Here is a 14283-nt window from a genome sequence, read left to right as displayed (position 1 = left end):
GCTGTCCGACAAGGCGCTCCTCAGCAGCAGGCGGGTCGGACGAGGAGCCGCGGTCAGTCGGCGGGCGGGATGAAGAGGCCCGGGCAGGGCTCGTCGCCGAAGACCCTGGAGCCGAACCGGTACATCGTGATCTTCGGGTTCGGCGCCCAGTTCCAGCTCCCCCCGGCGTGGGAGTAATCGTTCGACTGGTTGAACGCCTGCCAGCTCGACGCGTGGAACGCGATGTTGAACCGGTCTGTGGAGGACGAGGGATCGACCGAGAGGAACGGCAAGCGCACGTCGAGGTAATGGGTCGCGCCCGCACAGCCGCCGCCGGGCACCTCGTGGAAGCTCATCTCGAGCTCGCTCGAGCAACCCCAGCACGTCGCCTCGAGCGAGCCGGGCGGCTCCTGGCTGAAGTAGTACCGCACGGTCGAGCCCGCGAGGTACACGCTCTCGCTTCCCGTGTTGCGCACCTGGATCCCGGGCGTCACCCAGCTCGGCTGCGGCGCGTGGGAGTCGTACAGCACCTCCAGCTGGCAGTCCGCCGGGCACGACGTGGTGCTCTCGCCGCTGCTGCAGATGCCGTCGCCGCAGGAGCAGTCGCTCGCGCACGACGCCGGGCTCTCGAGCGGGCCGCAGGCGCCGTCACCGCAGGAGCACAGGTCCGAGGCCGTGCGCTCGCACATGGCCTGGATGGCCCGGAAGGCATAGGTCACGTCCTCGCCTCGGCACGCGTCGTCGGCGCAGGTGAACGGACGCACGCAATCGCCGTCCTGCACGAAGTCGCGCTCGCCGCGCACCAGGATGCCCACGAGCTCCTTCGTGTTCAGGTCGAACACCCCGGACCCGGAGTTGCCCACGAACGTGTCCAGGTTGCCGACGAAGAAGTCGAGGCTCGGCGCGTTGCTTCGGACGGCGGCCCCGTCGGCCAGCTTGAGCGGCAACCCGCGGGGGAACCCGTGCACCACGAGCGGCGTGCCGATGGCCAGGGGATCGCTCGACGCACGCACCGCGGCGGGCGTCCGCCCCACGACCGGCCGATCGAGGCGCACGACCGTGTAGTCCGCGCCCCGCCGGTCCTGGTAATAGGCGATGAAATCCACGCAGCTGTAGACGTCATCGCTGGTGATCTGGCCGAGCTGGCCGGACGGCGTCATCGCATAATCGAAGACGAAGCGGCTGTCGCGGCAGTTGTTGATGCAGTGCGCGGCCGTGAGCACCAGATCGTCGTCGATCAGCGTTCCGCTGCAGTCGGCGAGCGCCGGCTGGGACGCGAAGCGCTCGTCGGGGCACACGCCGTCGCGCCCCGCCCACGTGGGCCCGGCGATCTGGATGTTGTTCGGGTCCGAGGCGTCGACGGCCGACGCGGGGATGAGCGCCACGGTGAAGTCGAGCGCCCGCGCGGCCCAGGCGGGATCCGCGTACGTGAAGGGATCCTCGCGGTCATCCTGGCCATAGATGACCTCGGATCGGGCCTCGCCAGCGGCCTCCTCCCCGGCAGGCGCAGGCGCCGCGCACCCCGCGGCAGCCCACACGGACAACAAGCCAGCAGCAATGATGAAGCGATTCGCTCTCATGACAAGCTCCCAGGTGTTCAAGGCAGAGCGAGGATCACCCGGCGGGCCCGATGACGACGTGTCGATGCCTGGCCGGCGTCGAGCAAGGATCTGACGCCTGACAAGCAAGAACCCCCGAGTGGCACGCTCGCTCCGTTCTCAGCGAGGGGGATCTACTTCGTCGTGAGGCGCGCACCAATTCATATGCGCCATGGACCTCATGCACACGCTGCATCGAGCCGGCGCGGCCCGGGCGCGAGCGCCCGCGAGGCCGTGCCCCTGACGACGGATTGACCATTGTCCAATGGATTGGCGCCGCCTCCAGCAGGCGGACATCCCGGATTTACCCTCGTCGCATCGGGAGATCGTCCTCCCAGGGAGCGCCACCATGAAGGTAGCCATCTTGACCGGCAGCGTGAGGAGCGGGAGACAGTCGCACAAGATCGCCCATCACCTGGAGCGGAAGCTCCGGGAGCGAGGCGCCGAGGCCGATCTGATCGATCTGGCGGAGACGCCGTTGCCGATCCTGGAGGACCGCTCGGGTCGCCCCCCGCAGCTCCAGGCGACGGTTCAGGGGCTGAGCGCGCGCCTCCGCAGGGCGGACGCGCTCGTGTTCGTGACGCCGGAATACCACGGGAGCTTCTCGGGCGTGTTGAAGAACGCCCTCGACTATTTCTGGGAGGAGTTCACCAGGAAGCCGATCGGCGTGGTCGCCGTCTCCGCGGGGAAGCTCGGGGGCATCAACGCCTCGACGCAGCTCCAGCACGTGATCCTGAGCCTGGGAGCATTCCCGCTTCCGCTCAAGCTGCTCGTCCCGGAGGTCCAGAACGTCTTCGACGAGTCGCTCCAGCTCAGGAGCGAGCAGGTCGCGAAGGCGGCGGACAGGTTCCTCGACGAGTACCTGTGGTTCGCTCAGGCCATCGTCCAGGCGAAGCAGGCCGGCGAGCGCTTTCGGCCTCTGGTCGCATAAGGTCCCGCGCTGGAGCTCGTCCTCGCCGGCAGCGTCTGCGCCCCGCGCGCGCTCCCGCAATCCGGGGCGGCGACGATTCATTGCGTCATCGTTCGACGAGCGTTGCTGCTCGGTTGACGCTCCACACGAAGCCTGCGAGGCTTGTATCCTCATGGATCAGCCGGGCACGACGCGCTCGATCGAGATCAATCGGATGAGCATCACCTGGGAGCTCGACCAGGGCAGGATGCTCACCTTCGGGAATCCGGCCGTGACCCTGTGGCTCAGGCCGTCGCTCGAGCGCCTCTTCCGGCCCCTGGTCGCGGAGATGGGCATTCCGCTCTTCCGTCTCCTCGTCGCCCACGAGTCGAGCGCGGGCGCCGAGGAGGATTACCGCGCCATGGTCACGACGCTCGGGTCGACGTTCGACGAGGGCTTCCTCGCGTGGGGCGCCTGCGTCTCCGCGTCGGGGTGGGGCAGCTTCGCGCTGCCCGTCTTCGACAGGGCGGCGCGGCGGGCGGTCGTCGCCGTCACGAACCCCTGGGAGCTCGCGATGCAGCGCGAGCTCCCCGATCACGAGCGCTGGGGCTGCCCCTTTCTTCAGGGCAAGATCATCGGCATCTTCTCGCGCGCTTTCGGGGTGAACTGCTGGGCCGACGAGGTGGGCGCGAGGGTCGACGGGTCGTCCTCCTACATCGAGTTCCACGTCCACGCCGACGACAGGACGATCCCGGACGAGATCGCCGCGCTGCGCGGCGATCAGCGGGCCGAGGCGCAGCGCAAGCTGGCCGAGGTGACGCGGACCTGGCGGGAGAGCGAGGAGCGGCAGCGGGCGATCCTGTCGTCGATCAGCGAGGTGGTCTTCACGCTCGATCCGGAGGGCCGCTTCACGAGCTATCATGTCCCGGAGGAGCTCGCCGACGTGTACGCGCCGAGCGAGGCCGTGCTCGGGCGGACCCTGGACGAGGTCTTGCCGAGGCGCTCCGCGGACGCAATGCGAGCGGCGCTGGCGCAGGTCCTCTCGAGCGGGAGGGCCGAGTCGCTCAGCTACGACCGAGTGCACAGCGGCGAGATCCGCTTCTTCAGCGCGAGGATGTCCGTCCTGCGGTGCGCCGGCGGCGCGGTCGCCGGCGTGACGGTGATCGAGCGCGACCTGTCCGAGCGCCTGGCCGCCGAGCGGGCGCTCGCGGAGCGGATCGAGATCATCGCGCGGCAACAGGAGACGATCCGCGCGCTGTCCACGCCCGTGCTGGAGGTCTGGGAGGGGGTGCTGGCGCTGCCGATCATCGGCGCCGTGGACAGCCAGCGCGCCGCCGCGATCACCGAGGATGTCCTCGGCGCGCTCGTGCGGACGCAGGCCCGCTGTGTGATCCTCGATCTCACGGGCGTCGAGGAGATCGACGCCGCCACCGCGGATCATTTCGCGAAGATCGCCCGCGCCGTGGCGCTGCTCGGCGCCGAGAGCCGGATATGCGGCATCCGGCCCGCCGTGGCCACGGCCATGACGGCGGTGGACGCGGCGCCGGCTCAGGCGAAGACCTACAGCACGCTGCGGAGCGCGCTCATGTCGGTGATCCGCCCCTCGCGCTGAGCGCCGCTGCGCCAGCGGGCGATCTGCGACGAGGCTGCCAGGGCTCCGGCTCTCGGGAGCAGGGCATCTTGCGGTGTCGCGCGATGTTCGATATCGTCGGTCGTCGGCGGAAGGAACGCCTCAACCACCATCAGATATGGCTCAATACGTTTCTCCACATCCCGGGCTCGAGGGCTCCGGGAGCGCCTTCGCGTCGGTCGCCGCGGCTCTCGGGGCGCACGGAGACATCGGGAAGCAGGTGCTCTCGACGCTGGGTGTGCCTGAGCTGGTCGCGGGCGAGTGGTACCCTCTCCAGATGCTCCTCGACCTGCTGAAGGGCGTGGCCCGGGCGAGCGGGGACCATACGCTGCTCGCCATCGGGAAGGCGCTCGTGGATCACGCCGTGTGGCCGGCCATGCCGCCGTCCATCGTGGATGCCCTCCAGATGATCGACGTGGCATACCACATGAATCACAAGTGTGACGGAGAGGTGATGTTCGATCCGGCGACCGGCGTCATGCGGGAGGGGATCGGCCATTATCGCTGTCATCCGGAGAAGCACCAGATCATCATGGTCTGCGATACGCCTTATCCCTCGGAGCTCGACCGTGGGATCCTGCTCGGCACGGCGCGGCGAGCGGCGTCGCGCGGGGTCAGGCCGCGCGTGGACGTCGTGCTCGACGAGTCCCGCCCGTCGCGGAAGCGCGGCGCCGACTCCTGTACCTACCGCGTCACATGGTGAGATCGCTCCCCCTCCGAGGTAGCCACCCGGGCCGCTCGAGTTCACCGACGACATCGATCCAGTTGAAGCTGTAAAGACTGAAGTTTCCTGACATCCACAAAAGCGCCAGGACTTCCTGCTAGCCAGATTGTGCCGTGGCACACGCCATCGAGCGCCTTCCGTTCCCGCGGGTGGAGCCCCATGACAGGCGCGTAGCCGCGCGATGCGCCCGCTTCGCCAGCGAATACGAGCGCACACGCGATGGAGGCAGCATGAAAACGAACCGGATTCGTCTGGGGATCTCTGCGCTCTTTGCCATGGCTTCCTTCGGGCTCGCGATCGCGGGCTTCACCGACACGATGGAACGCACGGAGGACACGGGAGAGGTGGACTGGAAGGCCTGTCAGCAGCGGTATGCCCACGCCTCCAGCCAGGTGGAGCGTGTCCGGGCCGCTTACCGGGCATGCGCTACCGACAACGATTGCGTCATCGTCGATACGAGCACCGACTGCGGCGGCACCTGTGGTGAGGTGGTCAACCGGGCGGGCGTCCAGCAGATGAGGCGCCTCATCCTCCACCTCAACGCGACCGTATGTCGCGAGCATCGGATGATGGACTGCCCCTCCGGCGCGCCCGCGTGCCTCGCGTCCAGGCCCGTCTGCGCCGGCGGCGCGTGCACGTTCGCCCCTCTGTAGGCGACGCCGCGCGACCCGGCGCCTTCGCTGTGCCTCGCGCGCGGCGAAGGCGCGGCATGATCGCTTTCCCACCTCCTCGATCCCTCTCGCAGATCGAGCGTGCCAGCCGGCGGCCGCAGCCATTCCGACCTGTCAAGAATTTCCCGCCAACGACCGGCAGTTGACATGACGTACAAAAAGTAGGATCTACTGATCCGCCTACAAAAACCACCAGATCCAACGAGTTCACTCGGCTGTGGCATATCGTATACATCACGCTGAGAGTTATTCCCAGCCGACGAACACAGGAGAGGCTTGCTGCGATGAGCAAACTGACCATCTGGACCTACGACTGGGTGCCTGAAGGCCCTCGTGGTTTTGTGCGTGATCTGAGGCTGAGATGGGCGTGTGAGGAAGCGGATCTCATCTACGCAGTCCAGACGATCCCCTTCGATGATCGCGAGACCAACCATCTCGCGCGCCAGCCATTTGGCCAAATTCCGTTCCTGAACGACGGAGAGCTGAAGATATTCGAAAGTGGTGCGGGGCTCCTGCATCTGGCCCGGAAAAGCGACAAGCTGATGCCGCCTGATCCGGTCGGAGAAGCGGAGACACTGCAATGGACGATCGCGGCGCTCAACTCGATTGAGATGGTCACCGTACCGTGGTGGTTTTTGAAGATATGCGGCGATAAGGACAATAAACTTACCGGATGGATGGCCAAGCGCCTTGATCAGATCGAAAAGATCCTGAGCGAGCGAGAATGGCTCGCGGCCGGCCGCTTCACCGTCGCAGACCTGCTGATGGCGGATGTGCTACGGGTCTCGGAGGTCCGCTCTTTCGGCGATCGGCCGGCGACCGAGGCCTATGTAGCCCGTGTAACGGGTCGACCCTCATTCAAGAAAGCCCAGGCCGACCAGATTGGTTTTTTCGAGGCGGCCGACGAGAAGAGAACAGGAAAAGGATCAGACTAACGAGCGTCTGGGCCTCTATCATTCCGGCATCGGTCGTCTACGAGGTCGACGCGCTGGCCGCCTCAAGATGGTGGTCCGATGATCGGGAGCTGCTCTCAGCCTTGCGCGTGCTTGAGGCACATCGGTTGCAGCGCAGCTGGCGACTTTTCTGGCTAGCTCTCTGACACGCGGGCCTAGCGCCCCCGGCGCACCACCCGCGCGATCTTGCGAGACAGCGCGTCCGGCGCGACCGGATAACGCGCCACGTCCGCCGCGCCCGCCGCGACGAGCGCGTTCATCCGGTCCGAGGAGAGCCCGGACGCGCACACGACGGCGCGCACGCCGGGCGCCGCGCGGCCGAGCGCCTCGAGCAGCGCGCACGCGCCCTCCACGTCGGCGCCGGCGTCGATCACCGCCACGCCGAGCCCCGCCTCGATCAGCGCGGCGGCGTCCGGCACCTCGGCGAGGTGGATCCCCTGCGCGTCGAGCCCGATCTCGCACGCCTCGCTGAGCCCCTGGCCCGCCGGCGCGAGCCGGAGCAGCGCGACGGTGCGCTCCGGCACGGGCGGGAGCTGCGCGGTCTCGCCGTCCGGCCAGGCCTGCGCCCGCTCCGCCCGGTCGCCGAGCGGCGCGTCCGCCTTGCGCGCGGGCAGCCGCCGCGCCTCGGCCTCCCGCGACATCGCCTCGTCGAGCCGCGACCGCGCGGCCGCGGCGCTCTCCGGGCGCTTCTCCGGCAGCTTCGCCAGCAGATCCAGCCGGAGCCGCTCCAGGAGCGGCGGGACCGGCGGAGCCCCGGGCGGCCGGCGCAGCGGCGGCGGGATCGAGAACATGTGCATCGCCATCAGCTCCACCGGAGGGAGACCGACGAAGGGCGCCGCTCCCTGCAACAGCGCCGTGAGGATGCAGCCGCACGCGTACAGATCGGTGCTCGGGCCCACCGCGAGCGAGCGGCACTGCTCCGGGCTCATGTACTCCGGCGTGCCCGCGACCATGTCCTTCGAGGTGAGCGTCGGCCCGGCGTCGAGCGGGTCGTCGAGGTGCGCCAGGCCGAAGTCGACGACCTTGGCGACGGGCTCCCCGTCCTGCTCGGTGAGCAGCACGTTCTCCGGCTTGAGGTCGCGGTGGACGATGCCGCTCGCGTGCGCGGCGCCCACGCCGTCGAGGATGTCCGCGAACAGGGCCGCGACCTCCGCGAGATCCAGCAGCTCCCGCGACCCCCGGAGCCGCGCGGCGAGCGACTGGCCCTTGAGCAGCTCCATCACGAGGTAGATCGAGCCGTCGCCGCCGTCCTCGTCGCCCCCGAGGTCGAGCACCTTGACCACGTTCCGGTGCACCAGCCGCGACGCGGCGCGCGCCTCTCGGAAAAACCTCCGCCGGCTCTCCGGAAGGATCGCGATGTGCGGGTGCATCGTCTTCACCGCGACCGGGACGCCGAGGAGCACGTGCTCCGCCTCGTAGACCTCCCCCATCCCGCCCGCGCCGAGCAGCCGCACGAGGTTGTACTTCCCACCAAGGACCCGCCCGGCGCGCGTCCGCTGCTGCGAGCCCGCGCCAGGCTCGTCCGAGGGGAGCGTCTCCGCAGCCGCGAAGCGCTCGGCGGGCGCTCGAGGCGCGGGCGCCCGCCCGTCCGGCGCCCGCTGGCCCTTCAGCACGGTGCGGTCGGGATCGCCGTCCGGCGGCGGGCGCTCGCCGTCGCCCGCGCTCACGGCGACGCCTCGCGGAAGCCCACCGCGATCTGCGCCGTCACCAGGCCCTCGCCCTCGTCGCGCCACGGGCTCACCCGCACCGACAGCGCCCCGAAGAGCGCGCTGCCCGCCTCCACGCCCGCCGACAGCCCGCCGAGCACGTCGTCCGCCCTGATCTCCCGGTGGACGAGGTGCAGATCCAGCGCGCCGTGCAGCCGGAGCCACGGCGCCGGATCCGCCGTCGCCCCTGCCAGCAGGAAGCCCTGCACGTCCGGCGTGGCCGGCTCGCCGCCCGCCGCGCTGTCGCCCGCGCCCACCGCCGCGCCGTCGTCCGAGGCGCGGATGCGGGCCCCGGCATCGGCCACCCACGTGAACCGGCCCGCGGCGCCGCCGAGCGCGATCCCGGGCTCGATGCGGAGAGGCGGGCTCCCGTCGGCCATGGGCACGCCCAGGCGGAGCGTGGGGCCGAGCTCGAGCTCCGAGCGCCCGAGGCGCAGCACGCGCGCGCGCGCGCCGAACCAGCCGGTGCTGCCCACGCCCGCGCCATCGCCCTCACCGGCCGGGTTCGAGCGGAGCGCGACGTCGAGGCCCAGCGGGCCGATCGCGCCGCTCGCGCGCACCTGCCCCGCGGCGACCCAGCCGCCCCCGGAGCGCGCCGCGGCCGCGCCGACCGCGGCGACCGAGGGCGGCGTCGGCGCGAGCCAGAGCGCGTCGGCCACCCCCGACATCGGGAGGAGCGGGAGGTACGCGCCCAGCACGGGCGCGGCCGGGGGCGCAGGGGGAGGGGCGGCTCGCGGCGCCTCCGGCGCGGCGGGCAGCTCGGCGTCGCTCGTCCCGATCACGCCGCCGCGGCCGTCGGCGACGTCGAGTCGGACGCGCAGCGGCTCGCCGGGGCGCAGCGCCTCTTGGGGCAGCGGGATCCGCGCCGTCAGGGCGCCGCCGCGATCGCCGCCGGCGAGCGCGACGGAGCGCACCCCGCCCGGCAGGTGGGCAAAGAGCCGCGGCGCCACCCGCCGTCCGACGTCGACCCCGGCGAGCCCTTCGAGCTCGACCCGGGCCTCGAGCGCCGGCCCGCCCGGCGTCGTCGCCGCAGCGCGCGAGGCCGAGACCACCGCGCCCACCTTCGTGTACCGGACCGGGAGCGACGTGGCCGCGTCGGGTGCGGAGCTGCCCCGCTCCCGCAGCCGGAGCGCGCGCGGGGCGCGCTGGAGCAGATCGATGCGCTCGGGGACAGGGCCAAACGGGCCGTCGTCGAGCGAGAGCTCGAGCGCGGGAGACGGCGTGAGCTCGACGATCCCGTACGGGTTCGCGGTGATCTCCTGCGCCGCCGGGACGACGCCCCCGGCGGCCCGCGCGGCGACGAGGTGGAACCTGCGCACCGCGCCCACCCCCAGGTACTCCTCGCGATCGATGACCCGGACCCGGAGGAAATAGGCGCCTGCCGGCATCTTCTCCGCGCGGAACGACAGGACGTCCGGCTTCACCTCCTCGCGGGCGATGAGATCGTTGAACTCCGCGTCGCGCGCGATCTCGACGCGGTAGCCGGCCGCGGCCGGCGCCGGCTTCCACGACGCCGCCAGGACGCCGAGCCCCTCCGGGGCGAGCGCGATCTGCGCGGCGTCCGCGGTCGTCCACTCGGGCGGCGCCGGCAGCGGGCGCGGGCGCGCGGGCGGCGCTTTGCCCACGAACCGGGTGCCGTGGTCCTTCGGGACCACGACGGAGAGGCCGCCCGACGTGACGCCCGCCTTGCCGTCGAACACCGCGACCGTCGTCCGCTCCCCGCGCCGCTGCACCACCGTGTCCCGCGACGACGCGCTCACGCGGCCGCCCCCGCTCGCGGCGACCTCGACCGACTGGCCCCGCAGCGCGGCGAGCGCGGCCTTCACCTCGCCGTCCGCGAGCTCGACGGCCGCGGGCGGCGTCTTCGATACCCGCGCTCGGCTCGCCGTCCCGTAGATGACGACGAGCGTATTCGGCGCGAGGAGCACCCGAGTCCGATCCACAAACTCGATATCTGCCCTCCCCTCATCCAGCGTGTTGACGCTCGAGTTCGTGAGCAGGGGCATCCCCTGAGCCGCGGGCGACCAGGCGCCGCCGGCCGGGCGCGCGCGCACGTCCGGGTGCATCGACCGGAGCTTCGCGTCGGGGATCGACGTCACCTCGGCCGGGAGGACCAGCGTGAGGCCCTCGGCGAGCTTCGTGCCCGGGCCGCACGCGACGCGGTTGTACCGCTGGATCAGCCCTGCATGCTTGGACGAGCCGTAGAGGACCGCCGCGATGTCGTCGCAGGTCTCTCCCGCCTGCACGCCCCATTGAATGACCGCCTCCGGATATCCGGGCGTCGGCTCTCTGGCGCTCGACACGCCGACGTATCCAACGTGGATCGCAGCGTGGGTGGCGCAGCCGAGGAGCACCGCGATAGCGACGGACTGGCCATTTGACGATGCCACGCCAGCGGCACGCTACCGGATCGAGATCGGCGTTGCAAGGGACCAGGCAATAGGATACGAGCAGACCGATGGCGTATTGGTCGGCGCGCGTCATCGCGCCCCTCCTGGCCTCCCCGCTGCTCGTCGCCGCGGCCACGGCTTCCATGCCGGCCGCAGCGCAGGAGGCCACAGCGCTCGACAGGCTCGCTCCCGCGCCCGCGGGCGACGGGCTATCCACTGTCCCTTCTGCCGGCGTATCGGGGGAGCTCCGGCCCGCCGTCGGACTTCTGTTCTCCTATTCTCATCAACCCCTCAGCCTGCGCGGGACTGCGCCTGCCGGCTCGGTAACGTGGGTGGGCCGGCAGGCGATCCTGCACGCGCTCGCGAGCATCGAGCTCCTGCGCCGGATCAAGCTCGATCTCGACGCGCCGTTCGTGCTGGATCAAGGCGGCGCGTCCGGCGCGCTCGGGGGCATCCGCGTCACGGCGCCCGCCGGCGGCGCCACGCTCGGCGATCTCCAGGCGGGAGGAAGGGTGACGCTCCTGCCCCAGGAAGGGCTGCGGCCGGCGGCGGCGCTCGGGCTCTCCGTCTGGCTGCCGACGGGAGACGAGGCGGCGTTCGCCGGCGCGGGCGCCGTGCGCTACGCGCCGCGGGTGATCGTGGGGTCCGAGCACCCGGGCTTCCGCTGGTCGGCCTCGGCGGGGGGCCGGTTCCAGAAGGCCTCGGCGGACAGCCTGACGGGCAGCGAGGTCCTCTTCAGCGCGGGCGCGGGCGTCCGCAAAGGCCCGCTGCAGCTCGGATCGGAGCTCTCCGTCTGGGCCGCCGCCGGCGAAGGGTCGGCGCTCGAGGTCCCGGGTCGCGCGGGGGGCGAGCTCCTGCTCACCGCGCGCTGGTCGCTAGGCCCCCTCACGCTCGACGCGGGCGCGGGCCCCGGCTTCGGGCGGCTGCCCGGCATACCGAAGGCGCGCTTCTTCGCAGCGCTCGGCATCGCCGCCGACGTCGTTCCATCGGCGCCCCCTGCCGCCACCCCCTCGGCCTTTGTCGGGACATCCACCGGGACGAAGGGCGCTCGCGGCGCGACGCAAGCTGCGCCTCCGGCCGCCGACTTCGACGGGGACTCGGTCCCCGACGCGGAGGACGCCTGCCCCAGGGTCATCGGCGAGGCGCGCCCGCCTGTCGCGGCGGCCGGCGCCCGATCGGCGTTCCGTCGCGGCTGCCCGCCGGACCGGGACGACGACGGGATCTACGATGTCGACGATCGCTGCCCGGACGTGCCGGGGGTCAGCAGCGCGGCCGGCGACGCGGGATCGGGCGGCGCGGGGTCCGGGGTCACTTCCGAAGCGCCTGCGAACGCGGGGTCCCGACCCACGTCCGCAACACCCGCGAACACGGGGTCCCAACCTGCGTCGAAGCACGGGTGCCCCGCGGACACGGACGGCGACGGCATCCCCAACGCCGCGGACGCCTGCCCCTACGAGCGCGGCAAGCCGAGCGAGGATCGCGCGACGCACGGCTGCCCGTTCGCGGTGCGCATCGAGGGCTCGCAGATCGTGATCCTGCAGCAGGTCCAGTTCCGGACGGGCCGGGCCGAGATCGAGCCGGAGAGCTTCGAGCTGCTCTCCGAGGTCGCGGCCGTCCTCGAGGAGCACCCCGAGATCGCCCGGGTCGCGGTCGACGGCCACACGGACAACCAGGGCGCCGCCCAGGCGAACCTGAGCCTCTCGCAGCGCCGCGCGCTCGCCGTCGTCGCGTGGCTGACCGCGCACGGCATCGACGCCCGCCGCCTCGAAGCGCGCGGCTTCGGCGTGCGCCGCCCCATCGCCGACAACCGCACCCGAGACGGCCGGACAAAGAACCGCAGGGTGGAGTTCCAGATCCGCAAGCGCACCGACGAGGGCGCGGCCGGCTGGAAGGACGGTCCTCTTGAGTGACGCGTCGCCCGCGGAGGCCTCCACGTGAGGGACTTCTCGCTCAAGACGAAGGCGATCGCGCTCTTCACGGCGATGGCGCTCGTCCCCGTCGCTGTCGCCGTGACGCTCCTCATCGACGTGAACCGGCGCGCCGTTCGGACCTCCGAGGAGAGACTTCAGACGGCGATCCTCTCCGAGGTGGCCTCGGCCTCGATCCAGCTCGTCCGGGACGTCGAGAGCGATGCCGTCGCGGCGGCGGCGATCTTCGGCCACGCCGCGGGCGGCGCCATCCGGGACGAGGACGCGGTCGCGTCGGTGCGCGCCCTCGTCGCGACCCGCGGGCTCGTCGACGCGGTGCGGCTCGAGGTGCCCGACGCGGGGATCAGCACCTTGATCCGCAAGGCGTCGTCCGAAGCGGACGTCCCCGCCGCGCCGGCTGCGCTGCGCCAGCTCGCTGACGAGCGCGGCGTCGGCTTCGGCGTGATCGGGCCGGCCCGCGGCCTCCTCGTCGCCCGCGTACGGCCCGCCGGCGACGCGGGCGCTGGCGCCGCGCCGGGCGCTGGCGCCGCGGCGCCGCCTCCCCCGGGCGGCCCGGCCGGCTACGTGGTCGCCGAGGTGCCGCTCGACATGCTCGGGCTCAACCTCGAGGTGATCGCCGGTCGCCGCCTCGGGAGCCGCGCGGTGCGCCTGCTCATCGCGGGCCACGACCGCCAGGCGATCGCGGCGTTCGGGGTGCCGGGCGTCGCGCCGGGCAGCGATGTCTCGTCCTTGCCGATCTGGCGCAACCTCCCCACCGGCGCCGGGTTGAACGACAGGATCGGCGTGCTCGCCCCGCATGACGAGGGCGGCCAGCGGATGATCGGCGCCATCGAGACGGTGCCCGACCTCGGCTGGGCGGTCGCGATCTGGCGCCCCGAGCCGGAGGCCTTCGCCGCGCTCGACGAGATGCGGCGCCGCGGCCTCGCCGTCGCCGCGGGCGCCCTCGTCCTCGCGCTCGCCCTCGCGCTCGTCACCGCCCGCCACGTGACGCGCCCGATCCTGCACCTCGTCGCGCAGGCGCGGCTCATCGGCGCCCGGCGCTGGCGCGAGATCGCGCTCGGCGACGCGCTGCGGAGGCGGCGGGACGAGATCGGCGAGCTCACGACCTCCCTCGGCCGCATGGCCCAGGACCTGGAGCAGGGAGAGGCGGACATCGCCCAGGAGGCGAAGCTCCGCGGCGATCTCGGCCGGTTCATGGACAAGGCCGTCGTCGACGCGATCGTGCGCGGCGAGCACCCGCTCGCCCTCGGCGGCAAGCGGGCGGCCGTGTCGGTGCTCTTCGCCGACGTCGTCGGCTTCACGCCGCTCGCCGAGTCGCGCGACGCCGAGCGGATGGTCGCCCTCCTCAACGAGCTCTTCTCGATGCTCACCGAGATCGTGTTCCGGCACGGGGGCACGGTCGACAAGTTCATCGGCGATTGCGTCATGGCCGTCTGGGGCGCCCCGATCGCGCAGGAGGATCACGCGCGCCGCGCGCTCGCGGCCGCGGAGGACATGATGCGCTTCCTCGAGACGGCGAACGAGGAGTGGCGCGAGCGGTACGACGTCGAGATCCGCCTCGGCGTGGGCGTGAACTCCGGCGAGGCGATCGTCGGCAACATCGGCTCTGACAAGCGGATGGAGTACACGGTGATCGGCGACGTGGTGAACGTGGCCTCGCGGCTCGAGGCGATCGCGGCGCCGAACCAGGTGCTGGTCTCCGCCGCGACGAGGGACCTCGCCGGCGACGCCTTCCCGCTACGCGCGCTGGGCGAGCGCAACCTCACGGGGCGAAAGACGACCACGGCCGTGTACGCGCTCGATCCGGACTGAAGG

10 protein-coding genes are annotated in these 14283 nt (G+C 71.7%); 7 read left to right on the top strand and 3 right to left on the bottom strand.

Annotated features, from left to right (window positions below; genetic code table 11):
* Positions 1–53 precede the first annotated feature (53 nt).
* Positions 54–1559, bottom strand: coding sequence for a trypsin-like peptidase domain-containing protein (locus WME79_RS08310; RefSeq protein WP_437534078.1), 1506 nt, complete (start codon positions 1557–1559; stop codon positions 54–56).
* A gap of 367 nt (positions 1560–1926) precedes the next feature.
* Between WME79_RS08310 and WME79_RS08305 the strand changes: the two genes are divergently transcribed.
* The 5 genes from WME79_RS08305 to WME79_RS08285 all read left to right on the top strand — a co-directional run bounded on the left by WME79_RS08305 (position 1927) and on the right by WME79_RS08285 (position 6426).
* The gene (locus WME79_RS08305) at positions 1927–2508 is read left to right on the top strand and encodes an NADPH-dependent FMN reductase (RefSeq protein WP_437534077.1); all 582 of its coding nucleotides are present in this window, start codon (positions 1927–1929) and stop codon (positions 2506–2508) included.
* Between the two features lie 151 nt (positions 2509–2659).
* The gene (locus WME79_RS08300; protein ID WP_437534076.1) at positions 2660–4078 is read left to right on the top strand and encodes an STAS domain-containing protein; all 1419 of its coding nucleotides are present in this window, start codon (positions 2660–2662) and stop codon (positions 4076–4078) included.
* A gap of 136 nt (positions 4079–4214) precedes the next feature.
* On the top strand, positions 4215–4799 hold the full coding sequence (locus tag WME79_RS08295) for a hypothetical protein (RefSeq protein WP_437534075.1): 585 nt from the start codon (positions 4215–4217) through the stop codon (positions 4797–4799).
* Between the two features lie 251 nt (positions 4800–5050).
* Positions 5051–5473, top strand: coding sequence for a hypothetical protein (locus tag WME79_RS08290; RefSeq protein ID WP_437534074.1), 423 nt, complete (start codon positions 5051–5053; stop codon positions 5471–5473).
* Between the two features lie 302 nt (positions 5474–5775).
* Entirely contained in the window at positions 5776–6426 is a 651-nt protein-coding gene (locus tag WME79_RS08285) for a glutathione S-transferase family protein (RefSeq protein ID WP_437534073.1), read from the top strand.
* Between the two features lie 173 nt (positions 6427–6599).
* On the opposite strand, the gene WME79_RS08280 is transcribed toward WME79_RS08285, so the two are convergent.
* Positions 6600–8111 (bottom strand): serine/threonine-protein kinase, encoded by a 1512-nt coding sequence (locus tag WME79_RS08280; RefSeq protein WP_437534072.1) that lies wholly within the window; start codon positions 8109–8111, stop codon positions 6600–6602.
* The gene (locus WME79_RS08275; protein WP_437534071.1) at positions 8108–10453 is read right to left on the bottom strand and encodes a FecR domain-containing protein; all 2346 of its coding nucleotides are present in this window, start codon (positions 10451–10453) and stop codon (positions 8108–8110) included. The genes WME79_RS08280 and WME79_RS08275 overlap by 4 nt, the downstream gene beginning before the upstream one ends.
* Positions 10454–10608: 155 nt before the next feature.
* Between WME79_RS08275 and WME79_RS08270 the strand changes: the two genes are divergently transcribed.
* Positions 10609–12450, top strand: coding sequence for an OmpA family protein (locus tag WME79_RS08270; RefSeq protein WP_437534070.1), 1842 nt, complete (start codon positions 10609–10611; stop codon positions 12448–12450).
* Positions 12451–12474: 24 nt separating this feature from the next.
* A complete protein-coding gene (locus tag WME79_RS08265; protein WP_437534069.1) occupies positions 12475–14280 on the top strand; it encodes an adenylate/guanylate cyclase domain-containing protein in 1806 nt (601 codons plus the stop codon).
* Positions 14281–14283 lie beyond the last annotated feature (3 nt).

Origin of the sequence: Sorangium sp. So ce726, from assembly GCF_051521405.1 — a bacterium.
Classification (GTDB): Bacteria; Myxococcota_A; Polyangia; order Polyangiales; family Polyangiaceae; genus Sorangium.
Note: the sequence above shows the minus strand (reverse complement) of the source record. Positions and strands in the feature narration are given on the sequence as shown.